General features: G+C 61.9%; 17 protein-coding genes and 1 pseudogene. 11 read left to right on the top strand and 7 right to left on the bottom strand.

Annotated features, from left to right (window positions below; translation table 11 throughout):
* Positions 1 to 1,321 (bottom strand): annotated as a pseudogene (locus V6M90_RS27965) (type IV secretion protein Rhs); the annotation flags it as partial.
* A gap of 200 nt (positions 1,322 to 1,521) precedes the next feature.
* Here V6M90_RS27965 and lexA point away from each other — a divergent pair.
* From lexA to V6M90_RS27995, 6 genes are all read left to right on the top strand, one after another.
* Positions 1,522 to 2,139 (top strand): transcriptional repressor LexA, encoded by a 618-nt coding sequence (gene lexA, locus V6M90_RS27970; RefSeq protein WP_003174424.1) that lies wholly within the window; start codon positions 1,522 to 1,524, stop codon positions 2,137 to 2,139.
* Complete coding sequence (gene imuA / locus V6M90_RS27975) at positions 2,139 to 2,753, top strand: translesion DNA synthesis-associated protein ImuA (RefSeq protein ID WP_003174423.1); 615 nt, start codon at positions 2,139 to 2,141, stop codon at positions 2,751 to 2,753. The genes lexA and imuA overlap by 1 nt, the downstream gene beginning before the upstream one ends.
* A 7-nt stretch (positions 2,754 to 2,760) precedes the next feature.
* Positions 2,761 to 4,173, top strand: a complete 1,413-nt coding sequence (locus tag V6M90_RS27980; RefSeq protein ID WP_332847499.1) for a Y-family DNA polymerase — start codon at positions 2,761 to 2,763, stop codon at positions 4,171 to 4,173.
* Positions 4,149 to 7,241, top strand: coding sequence for an error-prone DNA polymerase (locus V6M90_RS27985; RefSeq protein ID WP_332847500.1), 3,093 nt, complete (start codon positions 4,149 to 4,151; stop codon positions 7,239 to 7,241). The genes V6M90_RS27980 and V6M90_RS27985 overlap by 25 nt, the downstream gene beginning before the upstream one ends.
* A 109-nt stretch (positions 7,242 to 7,350) precedes the next feature.
* The gene (locus V6M90_RS27990; RefSeq protein WP_078824994.1) at positions 7,351 to 9,057 is read left to right on the top strand and encodes an ATP-binding protein; all 1,707 of its coding nucleotides are present in this window, start codon (positions 7,351 to 7,353) and stop codon (positions 9,055 to 9,057) included.
* Between the two features lie 2 nt (positions 9,058 to 9,059).
* Complete coding sequence (locus V6M90_RS27995; RefSeq protein ID WP_332847501.1) at positions 9,060 to 11,579, top strand: excinuclease ABC subunit UvrA; 2,520 nt, start codon at positions 9,060 to 9,062, stop codon at positions 11,577 to 11,579.
* A gap of 26 nt (positions 11,580 to 11,605) precedes the next feature.
* Here the strand turns inward: V6M90_RS27995 and V6M90_RS28000 are convergent, their stop codons facing one another.
* Together V6M90_RS28000 and V6M90_RS28005 are read right to left on the bottom strand one after the other, a co-directional pair.
* Positions 11,606 to 12,058 carry a hypothetical protein gene (locus V6M90_RS28000; protein WP_141064011.1) on the bottom strand — a complete coding sequence of 151 codons (453 nt, stop codon included), beginning with the start codon at positions 12,056 to 12,058 and terminating at the stop codon, positions 11,606 to 11,608.
* Positions 12,036 to 12,419 carry a polymorphic toxin type 44 domain-containing protein gene (locus V6M90_RS28005; protein WP_408637344.1) on the bottom strand — a complete coding sequence of 128 codons (384 nt, stop codon included), beginning with the start codon at positions 12,417 to 12,419 and terminating at the stop codon, positions 12,036 to 12,038. Before V6M90_RS28005 ends, V6M90_RS28000 begins: the two co-directional genes overlap by 23 nt.
* A 427-nt stretch (positions 12,420 to 12,846) precedes the next feature.
* Between V6M90_RS28005 and V6M90_RS28010 the strand changes: the two genes are divergently transcribed.
* Entirely contained in the window at positions 12,847 to 13,101 is a 255-nt protein-coding gene (locus V6M90_RS28010) for a DUF6124 family protein (protein WP_141064010.1), read from the top strand.
* A 182-nt stretch (positions 13,102 to 13,283) separates the two neighbouring features.
* Here the strand turns inward: V6M90_RS28010 and tkt are convergent, their stop codons facing one another.
* A complete protein-coding gene (tkt, locus tag V6M90_RS28015; RefSeq protein ID WP_332847502.1) occupies positions 13,284 to 15,338 on the bottom strand; it encodes a transketolase in 2,055 nt (684 codons plus the stop codon).
* A 174-nt stretch (positions 15,339 to 15,512) separates the two neighbouring features.
* Between tkt and V6M90_RS28020 the strand changes: the two genes are divergently transcribed.
* Positions 15,513 to 15,737 (top strand): DUF465 domain-containing protein, encoded by a 225-nt coding sequence (locus V6M90_RS28020; RefSeq protein ID WP_003174415.1) that lies wholly within the window; start codon positions 15,513 to 15,515, stop codon positions 15,735 to 15,737.
* Positions 15,738 to 15,904: 167 nt separating this feature from the next.
* On the opposite strand, the gene hglS is transcribed toward V6M90_RS28020, so the two are convergent.
* Complete coding sequence (hglS, locus tag V6M90_RS28025) at positions 15,905 to 17,281, bottom strand: 2-oxoadipate dioxygenase/decarboxylase HglS (protein ID WP_332847503.1); 1,377 nt, start codon at positions 17,279 to 17,281, stop codon at positions 15,905 to 15,907.
* Positions 17,282 to 17,568: 287 nt separating this feature from the next.
* Between hglS and V6M90_RS28030 the strand changes: the two genes are divergently transcribed.
* On the top strand, positions 17,569 to 18,978 hold the full coding sequence (locus V6M90_RS28030; protein WP_003174412.1) for an OprD family outer membrane porin: 1,410 nt from the start codon (positions 17,569 to 17,571) through the stop codon (positions 18,976 to 18,978).
* 69 nt (positions 18,979 to 19,047) lie between these two features.
* A complete protein-coding gene (locus V6M90_RS28035) occupies positions 19,048 to 21,675 on the top strand; it encodes an MGH1-like glycoside hydrolase domain-containing protein (protein WP_332847504.1) in 2,628 nt (875 codons plus the stop codon).
* Between the two features lie 71 nt (positions 21,676 to 21,746).
* Here the strand turns inward: V6M90_RS28035 and V6M90_RS28040 are convergent, their stop codons facing one another.
* Entirely contained in the window at positions 21,747 to 22,061 is a 315-nt protein-coding gene (locus V6M90_RS28040; RefSeq protein ID WP_003174410.1) for an SCP2 sterol-binding domain-containing protein, read from the bottom strand.
* Between the two features lie 56 nt (positions 22,062 to 22,117).
* Positions 22,118 to 22,828, bottom strand: coding sequence for a histidine phosphatase family protein (locus V6M90_RS28045; RefSeq protein WP_078824983.1), 711 nt, complete (start codon positions 22,826 to 22,828; stop codon positions 22,118 to 22,120).
* A 194-nt stretch (positions 22,829 to 23,022) separates the two neighbouring features.
* Here V6M90_RS28045 and sohB point away from each other — a divergent pair, with 194 nt between their 5' ends.
* Positions 23,023 to 24,051, top strand: a complete 1,029-nt coding sequence (gene sohB, locus V6M90_RS28050) for a protease SohB (protein WP_305427287.1) — start codon at positions 23,023 to 23,025, stop codon at positions 24,049 to 24,051.
* Positions 24,052 to 24,126 lie beyond the last annotated feature (75 nt).

Below are 24,126 nucleotides of genomic sequence, written 5' to 3' on the forward strand. Positions count from 1 at the left end.
ACTCCTCCCCGGTCACCATCGACACCGGGCACCCATTAGTCACGGTCTTATCCGAAGCCGCCGCCGCATCCCCGTTCGGGTTTTTCCCCGAAGCAGGCACGTCGTCGACATGCTCCTGCCTGACCAAAACCGTCCGCTGAGACTTGCTACGAACCGCCGGCACAGGGTTCGAAACCACCTGCTCCCCAGCCTTCAACGGCACATCCGGCACGGTCCTGACAGGAACGGCCTCACGCTTGAGCAACACCGGTTTCAGGACGTCGGTATGCCCCTCCAAACGCGCTGTACCGAACTGCATGGCTATCTGTTCCAGCCACCTGCGCACACGCGCAGACTTGATAGCGCCGAGTACTTTCGAACTCATACGCACCGCCATGCCCATGCCGCCGGTAGCCAGTCCAAGCAGCAGATTGATCAGCACTTCGGCGCTGATCTCTCCGAGCATTTCGTTCATGTACGGGGGCGGTAGCATCCGCATCCAGCTGACCAGCGCCGCCAGATGGATAAACAACAGCGGCTCGTCACTGAGCATCAGCAAACCCTTGGCGAGGGTTTCGGTGCTCAACGCGAGCAATTGTTCGAATTCGTCCTGGGAGAGGTAATGCAGCAGCTTTTCGGCGTTGGCCAGCGGGTTGCTCAGCCATTGGTAAAGTTGCTTGAGGTTGTCCCAGAGTGCGTACAGTGCGTCGCCAAACCCGCTGGCATAGGCTTGATGCAGGAGGAGGTAGCGTTTGAGAAAGTTGGCTTCTGAATAACCCTTCCACAGCGGTCCGAACGTGCTGTTCCACTCGCTGCGCAGCCAATCCTCCAGCGGCGCAATCACTGACTGGTAGGAGGCGTAGAGCGCCTTGAAGTGATCCCTGGAAACGTTGGGGTAGAAACCGACTCGGTACTGCTGGTTACGATCACACCCTGTGAGGGTGAGGATGCCGCTGGGGCCGATCGTGTCGTGAATGGGCTCGCCCAGTGGGCCGCCGTTGGGGTCGATGCGCTGTAGCACCACCGGCGTATTGCCAATCGGGACGAAGCGTGAACTCTGGAACATGTGCACCAGGGTCAAGGTCCCGGTGGCTTGGCACGCTGCGACGGTGGTGCTGGGAAAGAGCGAGCGGTTGATGGGCGCCACGAGCGCCACCTCGTTACCGACCTTGAACACTTGCTCGACATCCAGTGCCGAAAAGCTGAAAAAACTCTCGGCCCAGGCATCGTAGTGGTTGAGGCAGCCCCGGAAATCGCTGAGGACGGACTCGACATCACGCGCCTTCGAATCCATCGCTGCCAGTACCAGAAAGCCAATGGCTTGGCTGGTTCCGTTGATCATGATGCAGCCCCGTCGCCTGGGGCCTTAATGACCGTCACCATCTGCACTCCCTCGCACTGTGTATTCAGGCGAGGGACTTTGCAGAGGTTTTCAGGGCAGGGGAGTAGAGCTTATCCGGCATATACGTGGGACGTTTCGACACTCGCATGCTCTGCCACGCGACTACCGGCTATTGTCAGAAATTTCCCACAGGAGTACAAATGTACTCCATGACAAACCTGACCCCCCGCCGCACCGCCATCCTGACCTTCATCCGCGACCGTATCGCGCAGCAAGGCCAGCCCCCCAGCCTCGCCGAGATCGCCGAGGCGTTCGGCTTTGCCTCGCGCAGCGTCGCGCGTAAACATGTGGTGGCGCTGACCGAAGCCGGCTTTATCGAGGTCAACCCCAACCAGGCCCGTGGTATTCGCCTGCTTAATCAACCCGCCCGTCCGCAATGGCTGGATGTGCCCGTGCTCGGGCGTGTCGCCGCTGGCCGGCCGATTGGCGCCGACGCCGAGGTGCACAGCCGTTTGCAACTGGACCCCGCCACCTTTGTGAAAACCCCGGATTACCTGCTGCGGGTACAGGGCGATTCGATGATCGAAGACGGCATTCTCGACGGCGACCTGGTGGGCGTACGCCGCAGTGCCGAGGCCTTGAACGGGCAGATCGTGGTGGCGCGCCTGGATGGCGAAGTCACCATCAAGCGTTTCGAGCGCAATGGCGACAGCGTGCGTCTGCTGCCGCGCAACCCGGCGTATCAACCCATTGTGGTGGGGCCTGACCAGGACCTGGCCATCGAAGGGGTGTTCTGCGGCCTGGTGAGGCAAGGCTGATGGGCGCCGTGGTTGCGCTGGATACGCTGTTCAATGGCGGCCGCGTCTGGAAGGGGCGGCCTGCCGCGCCGCCGGCCAGCGTGCATCCTACCGGGCTTGCGGCGCTGGATGCGGTGCTGCCCAGTGGCGGCTGGCCTGAGTCGGCTTTGAGTGAAATCCTCATGGCCAAGGACGGTATCGGCGAGTTGCAACTGGTGCTGCCGACCCTGGCGCGCTTGTCCACGGCGGGGGAGCGCATTGTGCTGGTGGCGCCGCCGTATACGCCGTACCCCCATGCCTGGCAGAACGCCGGGGTGGACTTACGCCAACTCTCGGTGATCCAGGCCGAGGCGCGTGATGCGTTGTGGGCCGTCGAGCAATGCCTGCGTTCCGGCAGTTGCGGCGCAGTGTTGTGCTGGCCGCGCAAGGCCGATGATCGCGCGTTGCGGCGTTTGCAGGTGGCGGCGGAAACCGGGCAGACCCTGGCGTTTGCCTGGCGCTCGATCAGTGAGGCGCTCAACTCATCGCCCGCGGCCCTGCGCCTGGCCATCGAGGCCAGACCTGCCCAAGTGAGGGTGCTCAAATGCCGTGGCGGTCTGGCTCACCCGGCGCCGATTGCGCTGGCCGGGCACTGAGGTTGGCATGCGCTGGGTGTGTATTGTCTTCCCGCAATTGGCGCTGGACGGGGTGCAGCGTGTGCACCCCGAGCCCGACCAACCCCTGGCGTTGCTGGCCGGCACGCCGCAGCGGCGCGTGCTGCAAACCGTCAACGACGCCGCCCGCGCGTTGGGCCTGCGTCCAGGCCAATCGCTGACGGCGGCGCACGCGCTGACCAAGACCTTTGCCAGCGCCGAATACGACCCCGCCGAGATCGAGCGCTGGCAGCAGTTCCTGGCCGCCTGGGCCTATCAATTCAGCTCCCAGGTCAGCCTGTATTACCCACGCGCCTTGCTGTTTGAAATCGAATCGAGCCTGGGGCTGTTCGGGCCCTGGCCACGCTTTGAAGCGCGTTTGCGCCAAGAGCTGAGCGAACTGGGCTTTCGCCACCGTATCGTCGCCGCGCCCAACCCGGCGGCGGCACGGGTACTGGCCAATCTTTACGATGGCCTGGCCGTTGGCGATGACGCCTTGGCGCAAGCCCTGGCGCCGCTGCCTATCGACCGTGCCGGCCTTGAGCACCAGGCCGCCACCGCGTTGTCGCGCATGGGCCTGCGCACCCTGGCCCAGGTGCAGGCTTTGCCCCGGCACACCTTGGCGCGACGCTTCGACGCCACGCTGCTCAAGCACCTGGATGCGCTGACCGGACAGCGCCCACTGGCCCTTGGGTTTTACCAGCCGCCGGATCGGTTCGATGTGCGCATCGAGTTGAATTACGACGTGCAGTCCCACCAGGCGCTGCTGTTTCCCCTGCGTCGATTGACGGGGGACTTATCCGCCTTCCTCTGCGGCCGCGACAGTGGCGTACAGCGTTTCGACCTGCACCTGGAGCATGCTCAGGCGCCCGACAGCGTGATCAAGGTCGGCCTGCTCAGCGCCGAGCGTGAAGCGGCGATGCTCTTCGAGCTGGCTCGCGGGCGTCTGGAGCATGTACAGGTCACTTCACCGGTACGCGGCTTTCGCCTGGTGGCCCAGGACCTGCCGGTGTTTGTGCCACAGCGCCAGGACCTGTTCGATGACCGCCCGCACCAGACCCTGCCCTGGGAGCAACTGCGCGAACGCCTGCGCGCACGCCTGGGGGACGAGGCGGTGCAGGGCCTGCGCTTTCATGCCGACCACCGTCCCGAGTGCGCCTGGCAAGCGGCGGCCGACAGCCGCCCATGTTCGCCCTTGAACAAGGTGCAACGCCCCGGCTGGCTGCTCGACGAGCCCACGTTGCTGGCCGAGCAGGGCGTGCAGATCCTCATGGGGCCGGAACGTATCGAATCCGGCTGGTGGGACGGCGCCGATATCCGCCGCGACTACTATCTGATCCAGACCCGTGCCGGCCAGCAAGGCTGGGCCTACCGCACGGTGGGGCAAGCCGATGGCCTGTGGCTGCAAGGCTGGTTTGCATGAGCTACGCCGAGCTGCACTGCCTGTCCAACTTCACGTTCCAGCGCGGTGCGTCGAGTGCGCTGGAATTGTTCGAGCGCGCCAAGCGCCAGGGCTACAGCGCGTTGGCGATTACCGATGAATGCACCTTGTCCGGCATCGTGCGCGCCTGGCAGGCGGCCAAGGCGGTGGACTTGCCACTGATTATCGGCAGCGAAGTACGCATCGAAAACGGTCCGAAACTGGTGTTGCTGGTGCAGGACCTCAGCGGTTATCAGCACCTGTGCCGCTTGATCACCCTGGCCCGACGACGGGCGCAAAAGGGCAGCTATCGCCTGCTGCACGATGACTTCGCGCAGCCACTGCCTGGCTTGCTGGCGCTGTGGGTGGCCGAAGACAGCGACACCCAGACCTCGATCCAATGGCTGCGCCAGACCTTTGCCGAACGCCTGTGGCTGGCCGTGCATTTGCACTGCGGTCAGGACGATGCGCGCCATTTGCAGCAACGCCTGCGCCTGGCCGCCAGCTTGCGGATCCCGGCGGTGGCCTGCGGTGATGTGCACATGCATGCGCGTGGCCGCCGCGCGCTGCAAGACACCATGACCGCGATCCGTCATCACGTGCCGGTGGCCGAAGCCGGCACACGTCTGCACCCCAATGGCGAACGCCATCTGCGCAGCCTCGATGCGTTGCGTGCGTTGTACCCGCAAGCCTTGCTTGACGAGACCCAGCGCATCGCGCGCCGTTGCACCTTCGACCTCGGCCAGCTGCGCTACCACTACCCGCGCGAGCTGGTGCCCGAGGGGCATGACGCAGCGTCCTGGCTGCGTACCGTCACCGAAGAAGGCATCGCCCAGCGGTGGCCGGAGGGTATCGATGCCAAGACCCTGCAACAGATCAATCACGAGCTGGCATTGATCGGCAGACTGGGCTACGAAAGCTATTTTCTCACCGTGCACGACATCGTGCGCTTTGCCCGCAGTCGCTCGATCCTGTGCCAGGGGCGGGGCTCGGCGGCGAACTCGGCGGTGTGCTTCGCCTTGGGCATCACCGAGATCAACCCGAGCCTGACGAACATGCTGTTCGAGCGCTTCCTGTCCGAGGAACGCAACGAGCCGCCGGATATCGATGTGGATTTCGAACACGAGCGCCGTGAAGAAGTGCTGCAATACGTGTTCCAGCGCTACGGTCGTACCCGCGCGGCGCTGACGGCGGTGGTCAGCAGTTACCACGCAAGCGGCGCGGTGCGGGATGTGGCCAAGGCGTTGGGGTTGCCGCCGGACCAGATCAACGCCCTGGCCGACTGCTGTGGGCGCTGGAGCGATGATGCACCGCCGCTGGAACGTCTGCGCGAAGCCGGTTTCGACCCGGACAGCCCGTCGCTGCGCCGCGTGTTGACCCTGACCCAGCAGTTGATCGGCTTTCCCCGACACCTGTCCCAGCACCCCGGCGGTTTCGTGATCAGCGAATACCCGCTGGACACCCTGGTGCCGGTGGAAAACGCGGCCATGGCCGAGCGCACCATCATCCAGTGGGACAAGGACGACCTGGACGCGGTCGGCCTGCTCAAGGTGGATATCCTCGCCCTGGGCATGCTCAGTGCGATCCGCCGCTGCTTCGACCTGCTGCGCCGTCATCGCAACCTCGACCTGGCCCTGGCGACGATCCCCAAGGAAGACCCGGCCACCTACGCGATGATCAGCAAGGCCGACACCATCGGTGTGTTCCAGATCGAGTCGCGGGCGCAGATGTCGATGTTGCCCCGACTCAAACCACAGACTTTTTATGACCTGGTGATCGAAGTGGCGATTGTGCGACCGGGGCCGATCCAGGGCGGCATGGTGCATCCGTATCTGCGACGTCGTAACAAGGAAGAAAAAACCACCTACCCGTCGCCGCAACTGAAAACGGTATTGGAGCGCACCCTGGGCATCCCGCTGTTCCAGGAACAAGTGATGCAGATCGCCATGGTCGCCGCCGACTACAGCCCAGGCGAGGCCGACCAGTTGCGCCGCTCCATGGCCGCCTGGAAACGCCACGGTGGCCTGGAGCCGCATCAGGAACGCCTGCGCACCGGCATGCTCAACAACGGCTACACCGAAGCCTTCGCGGCGCAGATTTTCGAACAGATCAAGGGCTTTGGCAGCTATGGCTTCCCGGAGTCCCACGCGGCCAGTTTTGCCTTGCTGACCTATGCCAGTTGTTGGCTCAAATGCCACGAACCGGCGGCGTTTGCCTGTGCGTTGATCAATAGCTGGCCCATGGGGTTCTACAGCCCCGACCAGATCCTGCAGGATGCGCGACGCCATCGTTTGCAGATCCGCCCGGTGGATGTGCAGGCCAGCGACTGGGATTGCAGCCTGGAGCCCATCGATGGCCAGCAACCGGCGATTCGTCTGGGCTTGCGTATGATCTCGGGGTTTCGCGAAGAGGATGGGCGCCGCCTTGAAGCGGCACGCCGGCGCGGCGTATTTCGCGACATTGCCGACCTGGACCAACGCGCCGGGCTCGATGCCCGTGCCCAGGCGCTGCTGGCCGACGCCGGCGCCTTGCGCGCCCTGGCCGGCAACCGGCATCAGGCGCGCTGGGAGGTGGCCGGGGTGCATACACAACTGGGACTGTTTGCCGGGTTGCCCGGCCCCGATGAAGCCGTGGTGGCGTTGCCGACCCCCACGGTGGGTGAGGACCTGCACGCCGATTACGCCACCGTCGGCACCACCCTCGGCCCGCACCCGCTGGCGTTGCTGCGCGATGAGCTGCGCAAGCGGCGTTGCCGCAGTTCTCGCGAGCTGATGGCGGTGGAGCATGGGCGCAATGTAAGCGTGGTGGGCCTGGTCACTGGTCGGCAACGCCCAGGCACCGCCAGTGGCGTGACCTTTGTCACCCTGGAAGATGAATTCGGCAACCTCAATGTGGTGGTTTGGCGCGACCTGGCCGAACGCCAGCGCCTGGCCCTGGTCGGCTCGCGACTGCTCAAGGTGGATGGACGCTGGGAGGCGGTGGGCGAGGTGCGACACTTGATCGCCGGGCGTTTGACCGACCTCACCTCGTTGCTTGAGGGCATTCATGTACGCAGCCGGGATTTTCACTGAGGCCGGACGATTGCACGATGATAACTGCCAAATTTATAGCGAATGAAACCATCTGCTCCGTGTAAGCTCCAAAAATTGCGACTGTCCTCTCTTTGCCCAGAGCCCAACGATGCAATTTTTATCCAACTCCCATGGCTGTGAAGGTTGGGCCGGTGAAATGGCCCAGCGCATACGCAGCTTTGACTGGTCAAAAACCGACCTCGGCCCCATCGACCAGTGGTCCACCAGCCTGGCCTGTACCGTGCAAATGATGCTCGCGTCGCCGGTGCCGATGGTGATGCTGTGGGGGCGCCTGGGCTACATGATCTACAACGACAGCTACTCGGCGTTTGCTGGTGGCCGCCACCCGTACCTGCTGGGCACCCCGGTGGAGCTGGGTTGGCCGGAAGTGGCCGATTTTAACCGGCACGTGGTGGACACCTGCCTGGCCGGCGGTACGCTGTCGTTCAATAACAAGGACTTGGTGCTGCTGCGCAACGGCCAGCCGGAAACGGTGTGGCTGGACCTGTATTACAGCCCCGTCGCCGGAGACAACCACCGGCCGGCCGGGGTGTTGGCGATTGTGGTGGAGACCACCGAACTGGTGAAGTCCGAGCAGGTGCGTCAGGAACTCACCCACAACCTGGAGCAACGCGTGGCCGCCGAAGTGCAGGCGCGTTCGGCCGCCGAAGACAAGCTGCGCCAGTCGCAAAAGCTCGAAGCCATCGGCGGTCTCACCGGCGGCGTGGCCCATGACTTCAATAACCTGCTGCAAGTGATCGCCGGCAACCTGCATCTGCTGGCCCGCCATGAACCGGACAACCCCCAGGTGCAGCGTCGCGTCAGTGCGGCCATCGCCGCCGTGGAGCGCGGGGCGAAATTGTCGACGCAACTGCTGGCCTTTGCCCGGCGTCAGCCATTGTCGCCAGCGGTTTACAACCCCCTGCGCATTTACGAAAACCTGGGCGAGCTGTTGCAGCGCGCCCTGGGTGAAACCATCCACATTGATGTGCAATTACCGCGCGATCCCTGGCGCATTCACGTCGACCGCAACCAACTGGAAAACGCCTTGCTCAACCTGGCGATCAACGCCCGGGATGCCATGAAAGGCGAGGGCGTGATTCGCATCAGTGGCGAAAACATCATTCTTAATCCCAAAGATTGCATTGGCAAAGGCATCAGCCCTGGTGAATACGTGCGCCTGGCCGTGGCCGACACGGGCGTGGGCATGTCGCCGGCGATCCAGGCCAAGGTGTTCGAACCGTTTTTTACCACCAAGCGCGACGGCCACGGCACGGGCCTGGGCTTGAGCATGGTGTTCGGGTTCGTGCGCCAAAGCGGTGGCCATGTCGACGTCAGCAGCGAGGAAGGCAAGGGCACCGTGGTGCAGTTGTATTTCCCGCGCAGCCTGGGCGAAGAATGCCCGCAGGCACAGGCTGAACCCGTGGTGTCGGTGGGCGGCCAGGAGACGATCCTGGTGGTCGAAGACAATGAAGGCGTGCGCCTGACCGTGGTGGAAGTGCTCGAACAATCGGGCTACACCGTCCTCACGGCAGAAGACGGCGACCAGGCCATGGCGAAGCTGCAGGCGGGCTTGAAACCGGAACTGATCTTCACCGACGTGGTGATGCCCGGCCGCTATAAAAGTACCGACCTGGCCGATTGGGCGCGCGCGCAAGAACCTGCGGTGCCGGTACTGTTCACCTCCGGCCATACCCGCGACATCCTCTCCAGCAACCATTTGCTGAGCCCCGACATTCATCTGCTGAGCAAGCCCTACAGCCCCGAGGCCCTGACGCTGAGGGTGCGCAGCGTGCTCACCGCAAGACAAGGTTGACCATGACTTCACAGCGCAACATCCCCCCGATCACCGCACAACCCCAGGGCTTCGTGCGCGTGCGTGGGGCCCGCGAGCACAACCTGCGCAACGTCGATGTGGACATTCCACGGGATGCCCTGGTGGTATTCACCGGTGTGTCGGGTTCGGGCAAATCGTCCCTGGCCTTTTCCACGGTGTATGCCGAAGCCCAGCGGCGCTATTTCGAGTCGGTGGCGCCCTACGCGCGACGCCTGATCGACCAGGTCGGCGTACCGGATGTGGACAGCATCGAAGGCCTGCCGCCGGCCGTGGCCCTGCAACAGCAGCGCGGCACGCCGAGTGCGCGCAGTTCGGTGGGCAGCGTCACCACCTTGTCGAGCCTGATCCGCATGCTGTACTCCCGCGCCGGCAGCTACCCGCCAGGCCAGGCCATGCTCTATGCCGAGGATTTTTCGCCGAACCTGCCCCAGGGCGCGTGCCCGCAATGCCATGGCCTGGGCCGCGTCTATGAAGTGACCGAAGCGCTGATGGTGCCTGATCCATCGCTGACCATCCGCCAGCGCGCGGTCGCTTCCTGGCCCCTGGCCTGGCAGGGCCAGAACCTGCGCGACATCCTGGTGACGCTGGGCTATGACGTGGATATCCCGTGGCGTGACCTGCCGAAGAAACAGCGCGACTGGATCCTCTTCACCGAAGAAACCCCCACGGTGCCGGTGTACGCCGGCTTCACCCCCGAGCAGACCCGCGACGCGCTCAAACGCAAACTCGAGCCGAGTTACCAGGGCACCTTCAGCGGTGCGCGGCGTTATATCCTGCACACCTTCACCCACACTCAAAGTGCGCTGATGAAAAAGCGCGTCGCGCAGTTCATGCAGGGCAGTGCCTGCCCGTTGTGCGAGGGCAAGCGCTTGACCAGGGCGGCGCTGTCGGTGAAGTTCGCCGGGGTGGACATTGGCGAGTTATCGCAGCTGTCGTTGGCGCAACTGGCCGAGTTGCTGCGCCCCGTGGCGGCGGGGCAGGACAGGATGAAACTGTCGGTGGAAAAGCGCCTGGCCGCGCAGCGTATCGCCCAGGATTTGCTCGAGCGGGTCAGCACCTTGACCGAGCTGGGCTTGGGGTATCTGAGCCTGGAGCGCAGCACGCCGACCTTGTCGTCCGGGGAGTTGCAGCGGTTGCGTCTGGCCACGCAACTGGGCTCGCAACTGTTTGGCGTGATCTATGTGCTGGATGAGCCGTCGGCAGGGCTGCACCCGGCGGATGGTGAAGCACTGTTCACCGCACTTGAACGTTTGAAGGCGGCGGGCAATTCATTGTTTGTGGTGGAGCACGACCTGGAAACCATGCGCCGCGCCGACTGGCTGATCGACGTCGGCCCGGCGGCCGGTGAACATGGCGGGCAAGTGTTGTACAGCGGGCCGCCGGCCGGGTTGGCCGATGTGCAGGCGTCGCAGACCCGTGAGTACCTGTTCGCTGAGCCGCGCCCGTCGCATCAGGTGCGCCGTGAACCGCAGGGCTGGTTGCAGTTGGAAGGCGTGACGCGCAATAACCTCAACGAGTTGAGCGTGGATTTTCCGCTGAGCTGCTTCACGGCGGTGACCGGGATTTCCGGCTCGGGCAAGTCCAGCCTGGTCAGCCAGGCGCTGTTGGAGCTGGTTGGCGCGGGACTCGGGCGGGTGATTGAAAACGACGAAGAACCGAGCCTGGAAGACGACGCGCCGCAAACCAGTGGTGGTCGCATCGGCGGCGGGCTGGAGCATATCCGCCGCCTGGTGCAGGTGGACCAGAAGCCCATCGGCCGCACACCGCGCTCGAACCTTGCGACCTACACCGGGCTGTTCGACACCGTGCGCAAACTGTTCGCCGCCACGCCCGCCGCGAAGAAGCGCCAGTACGATGCCGGCCAGTTCTCCTTCAACGTCGCCAAGGGCCGTTGCCCCCATTGTGAGGGCGAAGGCTTTGTCAGCGTCGAATTGCTGTTCATGCCCAGCGTGTACGCGCCGTGCCCGACCTGTCACGGGGCGCGCTACAATCCCGAAACATTGGCGATCAAATGGCAATGCTTGAACATCGCCCAGGTATTGGGGCTGACGGTGGAGCAGGCGGTGGAAGTGTTTGCCGAGCAGCCGGGCGTGCTGCGTCCGTTGCAGGTGCTGAGGGATATCGGCCTGGGTTATCTGCGTCTTGGCCAACCGGCCACCGAACTGTCCGGCGGCGAAGCGCAACGCATCAAACTGGCCACCGAGCTGCAGCGCAATGCCCGGGGCGCGACCTTGTATGTGTTGGATGAGCCGACCACCGGGCTTCATCCGCGCGATGTGGATCGCCTGCTCAGCCAGCTCAACCATCTGGTGGATGCAGGGCACACGGTGGTCGTGGTCGAGCATGAAATGCGCGTGGTGGCCCAGAGTGACTGGGTGATCGATATCGGCCCGGGGGCAGGGGGCTTGGGCGGCAAGGTGGTTGCCTGCGGTACGCCCCAGAAGGTCGCCAAAAGCAAAAAAAGCCGCACCGCGCCGTTTCTGGCTCGAGAGCTGATCTAACAAGCGGTGGGGGCCAATGTGTAAATTCAATCCTCCGGCCGGCTGTTGAGGAAAACGTTCACTGTCGTGTAGTCACCGCCATCGGCATGTCGATACAACGTGCTGCTGTGATAGTCAGACACCTCTCCGATCACCGAGATAATGATTGTATGGCCCTGCACATCAACCTTTGGCGAGGCGTCACGAGTAATCAGAAACGGACCGGCGTCTTCGAGCGCAGACAATATTTCACGGTCGTCGGCCAACGTCCGATAAACGTAGTAGCGGTAGCTGAATGGAACCGTTGCACCACCACGGTCATCCTTTACGCCATAGACGGATGCCTCAGCATTCAGAGGCGTTCGAAGCACAATTTCCGTCAGTTGCGGACGGCTCGGAGAAAAAAGCCAGCCACCACCGATGTAAATCAAGCAAAGCAGCAGCGTGATCGTAGTAATAATTGAATAAAGTGATCTTTTAATAATTCCTGAACCTGGCATACCTGATTCCTTCCTTGATCCAATATTGGTCGACCGGATCATCGCCGAATGGCGCACTGCCCCACCAGTTCCCAAATTCAGATTTGTCCGAGCCAGCCCTATTCTGAGCAAGACCAGCAGCACGCAAAAGCACTGCTTCACTGAAGCCAGCAGCAATACCTACGGCACCATAATGAAAGTTTCCGAACGCTTCATACTCCTTGGAAATTTGCTTGTAGTCCCAAGGTCCACGATTTCGGACTTGAGTATAAAACCACGAATACATAAAGGCTGATCCAGCCTTGAGCACATTCTTTTTATGAAAGGCGGTAGCCATATTTTCGCCGAGTGATACACCGGGTGGCGCCGTTGGGTTTGGCATTGCATGCGTCCTTTGCATTAGGTTCTTCCGGCGGAACCTAACATTGGAGAGACAAGCTGTTGAGCAATGAAAGCAGAAAAAGAAACTTCGTACAGCGGAGTAGGACGCGCCTTGCGCCGGGTCACTGGAACCAGTTTCTTCCTACGACCTTTTAGGGTTGCGGCTAGGCATAGGCATCACTAGTCTTTCCCAGTCGCTGCCAATTCAGCGACCGGACGTGAGAAATCCGAACTACTCCATTGGCGCAAAAGCGCCCACCGTATACAGTGCAGACGCTTTTTATGCTCGCTGTTATGGCGGCTGTGCGCGGGCACGCTTCGGCGTGGCCAAGCTCCTGGGGTCTTGGTTTTCTCACTCCGCGCACAGCTGCCACCTTCAGTTCGTGAGAAAAACTTGGTGGTAGCCCTTTAACCTCAGGAACTAAACCATGATCAAAGACAGCCCAAACCCTCCTTCAGATTCAAACCTGCTCTTCACCCTCCGCCCCAACCTCGACACCGAAACCGTGCTGGTCAACGCCTCTCAGGATCTGGAATCCATCAGTGCCATCGCGACTCATCTCGCTTTTGAAGTTGATGGTCCGCAGCGAAGTATGGTGCTGGGGCTTTGTCGAATGGTAGAGGGCGTGCAGTTGTTGGTTGATCGGGTAGTAGATGGATACGGCGAGGCACGAGCGCAATAACAGCGTCGTCCTTCAGGACCTCAGCGCAGCATAGGTATCTACACAATGTTGGCGTGGCCCTGAACCTGTGGGAGGGGGCTTGCTCCCGATATAGGTGGCGGAATATCAGTGCCAGATGTATTGACTGACACACCGCTATCGGGGGCAAGTCGAATCGTCGCACCGCCCCTCCCACATTTGGTTCAGCGTTGAGTCAGCTGGATTTGCGCCTTGGCCTGTTCCACCACATGCTCCACCGTAAACCCGAATTTCTCCTGCAGCTTGGCCAACGGCGCCGACGCGCCAAAGCTGTTCATCACTACCTTGGCGCCGGTCTGGCCGACATAGCGGTCCCATCCGAGTGGCCCGGCCTGTTCCACCACCACCCGCGCTTTCACCGCTGGCGGCAATACGCTGTCGCGGTAAGCCTGGTCCTGTTCTTCGAACAATTCCCAGCTGGGCATCGACACCACCTGCGCCGCCACCCCTTCATTCGTGAGCTGTTCGTAGGCCGCCACGGCCAGGCTGACTTCGCTGCCGGTGCCGATCAGGATCACTTCGGGCTTATCCGCCCCGGCCAATACATACGCGCCCTTGGCTGCACCGGCTGGCGCCGCATATTTCGTGCGGTCCAATGTCGGCAACGGCTGACGCGACAGCACCACACAGCTCGGCCGATGGGTTTGCGCCAGGGCGACTTTCCACAGTTCCAGGGTTTCATTCGCGTCGCCAGGGCGCAGGGTCAGCAACCCCGGGGTCGCCCGCAACTGAGTCAAGTGTTCGATGGGCTGGTGCGTCGGCCCATCCTCACCCACGCCGATGGAGTCATGGGTAAACACGAACACCACCGGCAATTCCATGATCGCCGCCAGGCGGATCGGCGGTTTCATGTAGTCGCTGAACACCAGGAACGTCGAGGTGTACGGGCGCAGATAGGACAGCGCCATGCCATTGGCAATCGCGCCCATGGCGTGTTCGCGAATCCCGAAATGCAGGTTGCGCCCGCTGTAATCGTCGGCGCTGAAACGTCCGGCGCCGTCGAAGGTGAGGTTGGTCTTGGTCGACGGCGACAAATCAGCCGAGCCACCGATCAACCAGGGGATTTGCTGGGCGAAGGCATTCAACACCTCACCGCCTGCCGCACGACTGGCGACGCCCTTGGCATCCGCCGCAAAGCGCGGCAGATCGGCCTGCCACTGTTCGGGCATCTCGCCGGCGCGCATCCGTCGCAGTTCATCGGCCCGGTGCGGCTCAAGATTGGCCAGGGTCTGGTTCCATTGCTGGTACAGCGGCTCGGCGCGTGTGTGCAGCGCATCGCGCAATACCGTGCGAGCTTCATCGGGCACCAGGAAACTCGAGTCCTGCGGCCAGCCATACGCCGCCTTGGTCAGGCGGATTTCCTCGTCACCCAACGGCTCGCCATGGGCGGCGGCGGTGTTGTGCTTGTGGGGCGAGCCGTAGCCGATCACGCTGTCGACCACAATCAACGTCGGCGCGCCGGTGTTTGCCTGGAAGGTCTCCAGGGCGGTGCTCAGCGCCTGCAGGTCATTGGCATCGGTGACGTGCAGCGTGTGCCAGCCGTAGGCCTGGAAGCGCTTGATCACGTCCTCGCTGAACGCCAGTTCGGTGTGGCCTTCGATGCTGATGGTGTTGTTGTCGTAGATCCAGCACAGGTTATCCAGCTTCAGATGCCCGGCCATGGACGCCGCTTCGCTGCTGATGCCTTCCATCATGTCGCCGTCGCCGCACAGGGTGTATACGTTGTAGTCGAACAACACCTGGCCGTCGCGGTTGAAGCGCTCCGCCAGCCAACGCTCGGCCATGGCCATGCCGACGCTGTTGGCACAGCCCTGGCCGAGAGGGCCGGTGGTGGTCTCGACGCCAGTGGTCATGCGGTATTCCGGATGCCCAGGGGTTTTGGATTCGGCTTGGCGAAACTGCTTGATGTCGTCCAGGCTGATCGCCGGCTGCCCGGTGCGCTGGCCCTGGGCATCGATCTCCACCACACCGGCCAGGTGCAGCAGCGAATACAACAGCATCGACGCATGCCCCACCGACAGCACAAACCGGTCGCGGTTGGGCCAGTCGGGATGTTCGGGGTGATACCGCAGGAACCGGCTCCACAGCGTATACCCCACCGGCGCCAGGCCCATGGGCGTACCCGGGTGGCCGGAATTGGCCTTCTGCACGGCGTCCATTGCCAGGGTGCGCAGGGTGTTGATGCACAGGGTGTCGACAGGGGTGGCGGTAAGCGTCATGAAACGGTCTCCCTCAAGTAGCGATCTACTGTGGAGGGCAGGGCGCCGCAAAGGTTTGATCCCATCGCCTTTACCGCGACGAACGGGGATGTATTGCGCGTAAATATGACAAGACGGCCAGGAATGGGCTAGCTTCAAGGGCGTAGACCATTGATCAACATGCGGAGGTACGCCATGCCAGTGAAACACGACCTGTGTGAGGATTTGGGGTTGAGCAAGGAAGTCGTTCACGAACGCAGGGCGAGCGATAAACGCCTGGACTCTCTGCTCACGCAATATGACGCTGCCGACCGGGAGGTGCTCAAGGCGGAATCAGCCAGTGCCAGCGATGAGGATGTTGAGAAACTGAAGAAAAAGCGGCTTCTGATTAAAGATGAAATCGTGGGGCGATTGGGCTAAGCAGCAACGACCGTGGCGAGGGAGCTTGCTCCCGCCGGGGTGCGAAGCGCCCCCCGGCCCTGGCGTCTGCTGCGCAGCCGAACGGGAGCAAGCTCCCTCGCCACAACAATCAGTTCCAGTTGGGTCGGCGCAAGGAGTGCGCCGGTGAGCCGGGCGGGTACTGAGTTTCAGGCCTTTAGTGCGTTCAAGCACGCCTCCATCGAACGCTGCTGCGTCTCGCCATACAGCTTCAACTCATCAATCGTCTGGCGCCCCAGCGCCTGCTCGAACGCCGCCTGGTTCGAAGGGGCCGCGTAGTGACTCTGCGCCGCATCCCCCAGGTTCGACTGGAAGATCCCCGCCGCGCTCACCGGCAGGAAATCCTCATACACCAACGGCTCCACATCGACGTGGCCGGCCGCGACCAGTGCCTCCAGGGTCCGCGGTTGCTCGGCGTGGCCGCGTGCCGCAAGGCCCTTGGGCGTGACGAAATAGCGGAAGTACGCCAGGCCCTGTTCGCGCATTTGCGTGTGATTGTCGGGGAAGGCCTGGAAGTGCTGTTCCATCAATTGCGTATAGCGTGCGGCGTTGCCCTCGTTGGGAAATGCACCCAGTTCGTCGCGGGCGGCGTTCAGCAGTTGGTCATAGAGCGCGCGACCCTTGGGGGTGAGCGCGACGCCACGTTGTTCGATTTCGCCGAAGCGTGCGCTGTGGCTGCCTTGGGCGTCGGTGAAGGCGATGGCTTCGTCGAGGGCCTTGAAGCTGGTCTGGCGCAGCAGGATCGGGCACTGGCGGCGCGGCGGGCCTTCGATCACGGCCTTGGGGGTGATGCCTTTGCCGGGCATGGCGGCCTGTACCTGGTCGATGTCCAAGGTGCGCGGGGTGAGGTGGTTGATGTGCGGGCCCTTGAAGGCGACGACGTCGGCGATCAGGCGGTGCTGGTCGCTCAGTTGCTGGTATTGCGCGGCGGTGACGGTGGCGGTGTGGTGCCAGCGGAAGGTTTCCAGGGCCTCGCGGATGAAGTGCGCGGCGTCCTCGGCGTCGAGACCGCCGTCGTTCTGCGCTTGTTCGATCAACGCCAGGGCACCTGGGGTGAAGATCGAACGCTTGGCCAGGGCGGTTTCGGCGAAGGCGCGCAGCTCGGGATTTTCGATCAGCTCCAGGCGCAGCAATGAGGTGAATACGCGAAACGGGCTGGTTTGCAGGGCGTGCTCATGCACCGCGCGAAACGCCGTGGAATGCACCGGCACACCCGCCGGCGTGAGGTCGTAGTAGCCCACCGGTTGCATGCCCATTACGGCGAACAAGCGGCTGATGGTCGCCAGTTCCGCCGCGGTGCCCAGGCGGATGGCGCCGTGGCGTTCCCTGTCCAGGCGCTGGATTTCACCGGTGCGTTGCAGCTGGTGCGCCAGGCTTGGTTCGTTGTCGAGCACACGCGCGTTGACCTCAGCCACCAGCTCCATCAGCGCGCCATACAGGGGAACTTCATCTCGGTACATATCGGACATGGCCTTGGAAAAGCCTTTACGGATCTCGTCGGGGCTGACATGGGCGGCATTGGGCATAGAAAAATTCCTGATGACGATGGAGAGAGGCATGACCATTCACCGATTTTGTTGGGCACCGCGCCGCCGCGCAAACGAAGAATCCTCTGAACTTCATTCTTCAAATGAATGAAATGAACGGAATATGACAAAAAACGGCATACGGATAATTTCATTTTTCGCGGCTTTTCCTAACTTTTTCTTCACGGCGTCCGCCCCGGTCCCCATGAAACAATCGTCACGTTTGTAGGGGTGAAACGCCGTTTTGCACACAATCGACATAAAAAAATATTCAGGGGCTGTCGTTAATGAAAATATCTACATTGGCGTTATCCATCACCGCCGCCGTGCTTGCACAACACGCTTGCGCGGATGATTTCGGGCTTGGCTCGCTGGGCACGGGCAATGGGCACAGCGGTTTTGTGGAGGACAGTCATGCGTCCGTCAGCTCACGCACCATGTACTACAGCGCAGACAACCGCTCGGGCACCAACAACGACCTGCGCGAAGCCGCAACCGCGCTGCGCTTTGACTACAAATCCGGCTTTACCCAAGGCACGCTCGGCGTCGGTTTCGATGTGATGGCGTTCGGCGCCCTGCGCCTGGACGGCGGCGATGGTCATGCCGCGGGCCCAGGCCTGGCGGGCAACGGCAACAGCTTCTTCCCGACCAAGAACAACGGTACCGAACCTGCCGATGCCTTTGGTCGCGCGGCGGGCAATGTGAAGTTCCGTATTTCCCAGACCGAATTGCATGTGGGCGGCGGCCTGGCGCCGGTGTTGCCGATCCTGGTGGCCAACGACAGCCGTGTGGCGCCGCAGACCTTCGACGGCGGCGTCCTGACTTCGAACGACATCCCTAACGTGACCTTCACCGGTGGTGAGTTGAACCGCGCCGAAGGTCGTGCTTCCAGTAATTCCACGGGCTTGAGCGTTGCCGGTGGCCAGCGTGACAGCGACAGCTTTAAGTTCGGTGGCGTGGACTACAAACCCTTCGGCTCCTCCGATAACACCCTTACGAAAAACCTGACGCTGCAGTACTACTACGCGCAGTTGCAGGACTTCTACAAACAGAACTATGTAGGCCTGGTGCATGTGCTGCCGTTGGGCAATGACCAATCGTTCAAGACCGACCTGCGCTACTTCGACAGCACCAGCGACGGCAAGAATGGTTCGAGCGGTTATGCATTCAACAACAACGGCGGCTATGCCCGGCATGCCGGCGAAGTGGATAACAAAACCTACAGTGCGGCCTTCACCTATCAATTGGGCGGCAGCAGCCTGATGCTCGGCCACATCGGCGTGGGGGATGACGGTGGCTTCGTCTGGGTCAACCAGGGCAGCCTGGCCGACCCGCACGCGCAGGGCGCCGGCGGCAGCGACTTCTACCTGTTTACCGATGCGGTGGTCGGCCAGTTCTCCCGCGCGGGCGAGCAGGTCAACTTCGGCCAGTATGCCTATGACTTCAAGGCCTACGTACCGGGCCTGAAGGCGTCCGTGGCCTATCTGGACGGCAAGGACATCAAGTCCAATGTCGCCGGTGGGCCTGACCAGAAAGAAAACGAAGCCGACTTCCGTCTGGACTACGTGGTGCAGGCAGGTCCGCTGAAAGGCTTCGGTACCACCTTGCGTACCGGCACCTATCACGGCAAAAACACCGGCACCGCCGACCAGGACCAGACCCGTCTGATCTTCAACTACACCTACGCAATCTTCTAAGTCTTCATGTGCAACCGGGCGTGGATGGGTCCTACACTGCACCTCACTGTGTAGGTGTTGGAGGACTCAATGACGGCCACGCCCGTAACCCAAACAATAGAAGGCCAGCGCCTGGCAACCGAAGACGCCGAGCGCTGGCGCGAGTGGGGCCCCTACCTGAGCGAACGCCAATGGGGCACGGTGCGCGAAGACTACAGCGCCGATGGCGATGCCTGGCGCTACTTCCCCCATGAACACGCACGCAGTCGCGCCTACCGTTGGGGCGAGGACGGCCTGGCTGGTTTCAGTGACAAGGCGCAACGCTGGTGCCTGGGGCTGGCGCTGTGGAATGAGCGTGACGCGATTCTCAAGGAGCGCCTGTTCGGCCTGAACAACGCCGAGGGCAACCACGGTGAAGACGTCAAGGAACTGTACTTTTTCGTCGATGGTGTGCCGAGCCATGCCTATATGCGCATGCTCTACAAATACCCCCATGCAGCGTTTCCCTACACCGACCTGATCACCGAAAACGCCCGTCGCGGGCTGGCTGACGCCGAGTATGAAATCCTCGATACCGGCGTGTTCGAAGACAACCGTTATTGCGATGTCGGCGTCGAGTATGCCAAGCATCAGCCTGACGATGTTTTCATGCGGATCACGCTGCATAACCGTTCGGATCAGCCAACCCGTTTGCAGGTACTGCCCCAGCTGTGGGCGCGCAATGACTGGAGCTGGACCTTTGACGCACCCAAGCCGCAGTTGTCGATGGACGGCGAGCACGTGTTGGCCCGTCATCATGAGTTGCCGGATCGCCATCTGAGCGCCTGGGGCCAGGACGGGGTGGAGTGGTTGTTCTGCGAAAATGAAAGCAATGTCGTCAAGCTGGATGGGCTGATGGCCTCGGGGCCGTTCAAGGATGGCATCAATGATTACGTGGTGCAGGGCCTTGAAGCGGCGATTCGACGTGACAGCGGCACCAAGGTCGCCGCCCGCTTCATCGTTGAACTGGACGGGCTGCAGAGCAAAACCCTGTATCTGCGCTTTGCTCCCGCCGTTGCGCCACCGGTCAACGCGCGCAAGCTGTTCGAGCAGCGTCGCCAGGAAGCGGATGACTTCTACGCCGCCCTGCAACACGGTATCGCCGATGCGGACGCACGCAATGTGCAGCGTCAGGCCCTGGCGGGTTTGCTGTGGTCCAAGCAACTCTATTACTTCGATGTGAACCAATGGCTCGACGGCGACCCGGCCCAACCCGCACCGCCGCCCGAGCGCCTGCATATTCGCAATACCCATTGGCGACACTTGTCCAACTTCGACATCCTGTCCATGCCTGACACGTGGGAATACCCGTGGTACGCCTCGTGGGACCAAGGCTTCCAGGCGGTGGCTATCGCACTGATCGATCCGGGGTACGCCAAGCAACAACTGCTGTTACTGGTCAAGGACCGTTTCATGCACCCAAACGGCCAGCTGCCGGCGTATGAATGGCGCTTTGACGACGCCAACCCACCGGTGCATGCCTGGGCCAGTTGGCGCGTGTATCAGCAGGACAAGGCGCTGACCGGTGTCGGTGATATGGATTTTCTGGAACGGATTTTCCACAAGTTGCTGCTGAATTTTTCCTGGTGGGTCAACCGCAAGGACGCCGAGGGCCGCAACCTGTTCCAGGGCGGCTTCCTGGGGCTGGATAACATCGCCTTGTTCGACCGTTCGGCGGCCTTGCCAGCGGGCTATCAGCTGGATCAGGCCGACGGCACGGCCTGGGTCGCGGCCTATGCGCTGGACCTGATGCGCATCGCCCTGGAACTGGCCAAGCGCAATGGCGTGTATGTCGACATTGCGGTGAAGTTTTTCGAGCATTTCCTGTACATCGCCGGCGCCATCAACCGTGTCGATGACAGTGCCGAAGGCCTGTGGGACGAGCAGGACCTGTTCTTCTACGACGTGCTGCACCGTCCCGATGGCCAGAACGAGCCGGTGCGCCTGCGTTCCATCGTCGGTTTGATGCCGCTGTTCGCCGTGCTGGTGCTGGAGCAGCGCGAGCATGAGGGCCTGGAAGGGTTGCGCGAACGCTTGTGGGGTTTTATGAAACACCGGCCGGACCTGGCTGAATTGGTCTCACGCTGGAATGAACCAGGGCAGGGCAATCGATTGTTGCTGGCATTGTTGCGTGGCGAGCGCACCAAGGACCTGCTGCGGCGCATGCTCGATGACGATGAGTTCCTCTCGGCGTTTGGGGTGCGCTCCTTGTCCAAAGCCTTCGCCGAGCAGCCCCTGGCGTTGAAGATGAATGGCAATACCTTGAGCGCGTGCTACCAGCCCGGCGAGTCCGATTCGCGCTTGTACGGCGGCAACTCGAACTGGCGAGGGCCGTTATGGATGCCGGTGAACTACATGTTGATCGAATCGTTGCGCGAATTTCACCGGTACTACGCGGACAACTTCTCGGTGGAGTACCCGACAGGCAGCGGTTATCTGTCGTCACTGGAGGAAGTGGCCGACGGCCTGAGTCAGCGGCTGACCCGGTTGTTTTTAAGGGATGAAAACGGCTTGCGAGCGTCGATGGCGGGGTATGCGCAGCTGCAAGCGGACCCGCTCAGCTGTGACCTGGTGTTGTTCCATGAGTATTTCCATGGAGAAACCGGGCGGGGATTGGGGGCGTCACACCAGACCGGATGGAGTGCTTTGGTGGCGTTGCTGTTGCAACCGAAATCTTAACCAACACCACAACCCAATGTGGGTGGGAGCAAGCCCCCTCCCACATTTTTGGAGTTAGGCTTGCCCGTGAATCAGGACGGGAACAGCTCGCTCAGCTTCATCGCCAGCATCATGTCGCCTTCGGTGCGCAGCTTGCCGCCCATGAAGGCCTGCATGCCGTCGGTGGAACCGTCGACGATGCCTTCCAGGGTTTCGCTGTCCATGACCAGGGTCACTTGGGCGTCCGGGTTTTCGCCTTCTTGCAACTCGCAGGTCTTGTCTTTGACAACCAGGGAGAAGTTCTTGGTGTCGTCAATGCGGAAACCGAATACCAGATCCAGGCCTTCGGCAGCGCCTGGGTTGAATTTGGCTTTCATTGCTTCTACGGCTTTAGCTACGTCAGTCATGGTTTCGATCCTTTAGGGTAGAGTCCAGTGACCTTGGGGTCACGGTTGGCCGCAGTTCATCGGAAAGTGATGAGCTGCGGCGCCTTCAACAGTTGCAAGTGGGTGTGGCTGTTGAAGGAAGCCAGTGCCACCTCGCGACCGCGGAATTTCAGCTGGTTGAGCGAGGTGTTAACAATTTGCCAGTTAAGTTCAAAGGCCTGGGCGGCAGGCATTCGGGTAATCAGGTGGAGCAGGGCGGTAATGGTACCGCCGGAGGTGAACACGGCGATCTTCTGCGTGTTGTCCGCCGTTTCCAGCAGGCGTTGCAGACCGCTCTGGACGCGCTCGACAAACCCCAGCCAGCTTTCCAACCCCGGCGGGTCGTAGGTACCGGCCAGCCAGCGGTCGATGATCAGGGCGAAGATGCGCTGGAATTCACTGCGGTTTTGCGCGGCATTGCGCAGGATATCCAGGGCGTCGGGTTCGGTGGTAAGCAGGTCGGGGAGCAGGGCGCGAATGATCGCGTCGGCGTCGAACTCGTTGAAGGCGCTGTCGGTTTCCAGCAGCGGAACCGGCAGGCCAAGGGCGCTGTATTGATCGAAGGCGGCGCTGGCGGTGTGCTGCTGGCGGCGCAGGTCGCCGGCCACGCAGCGGTCGAATACCAGGCCCATGTCGGCCAGATGACGGCCGAGTACTTGGGCTTGCTCCACGCCAATGGGTGACAGGACGTCATAGTCGTCTGCACCGAAGGAGGCCTGGCCATGTCGAATCAGATAGATGCTGCCCACGTCCGTTTTCCCGGTACGTTGAAGTCTGGCGAGGTTATGAGGATGCCAGGGAGCTGTCAATGAAAAAACATACGCTTGTTTTAAAAGACTGTTGGAACGCTGGATTGCTGGCGGTTTGATCACTGGCTCGAACGCCTGGCCGTCGGTATGCTGGGGCAATCCGCGCCTGGCGCACTGCACTTGTAAGGAGCAACATGGATTTTCTGGCCGAATACGCGAGCTTTCTGGCGAAGACCGTCACCCTGGTGATCGCTATTCTGGTGGTATTGATCAGCTTCGCGGCATTGCGCAGCAAAGGCCGTCGCAAATCCGCCGGCCAATTGCAGGTCAGCAAGCTCAATGATTTCTACAAAGGCCTGCGTGAGCGCCTCGAATCGACCCTGCTCGACAAGGATCAGCTCAAGGCCCTGCGTAAATCCGAAAGCAAGACCGAAAAGCAAAACAGCAAGAAAAAGCAGCCCGAGGCCAAGCCGCGGGTGTTTGTGCTGGATTTCGATGGCGATATCAAGGCGTCGGCCACCGAGAGCCTGCGTCATGAAATCACCGCGCTATTGAGCCTGGCCACGCCCAAGGATGAAGTGGTGCTGCGCCTGGAAAGCGGCGGCGGCATGGTGCACAGCTATGGCCTGGCATCGTCGCAACTGGCGCGTATCCGCCAGGCGGGCGTGCCGTTGACCGTGTGCATCGACAAGGTCGCGGCCAGCGGCGGCTACATGATGGCGTGCATCGGCGAGAAGATCATCAGCGCACCGTTCGCCATCCTGGGCTCCATCGGTGTGGTGGCGCAGTTGCCCAACGTGAACCGCCTGCTGAAAAAGCACGACATCGACTTTGAAGTGCTGACCGCCGGCGAGTACAAGCGCACCCTCACGGTGTTTGGCGAAAACACTGAAAAGGGCCGCGAGAAGTTTCAGGAAGACCTGGACATCACCCATCAGTTGTTCAAGAACTTCGTCTCGCGCTATCGCCCGCAACTGGCGATTGATGAGGTCGCGACCGGGGAAGTGTGGCTGGGTGTTGCAGCGCTCGACAAACAATTGGTCGACGAACTGCAGACCAGCGACGAATACCTGGCCACCAAGGCCAAGACCGCCGAGGTGTTCCACCTGCACTATGCCGAGCGCAAAAGCCTGCAGGAACGCGTGGGCCTGGCCGCCAGTGGCTCGGTGGACCGCGTGTTGCTGACTTGGTGGAGCCGGTTGACCCAGCAGCGCTTCTGGTAACTGATTCTGAATGTGCAGATGATTTCTTGTGGGAGCTTGCTCTGGTGAGGGGGATTGCCGTGGCGAGGGAGCTTG

This window comes from Pseudomonas lactucae (genome assembly GCF_036688725.1).
GTDB lineage: Bacteria > Pseudomonadota > Gammaproteobacteria > Pseudomonadales > Pseudomonadaceae > Aquipseudomonas > Aquipseudomonas lactucae.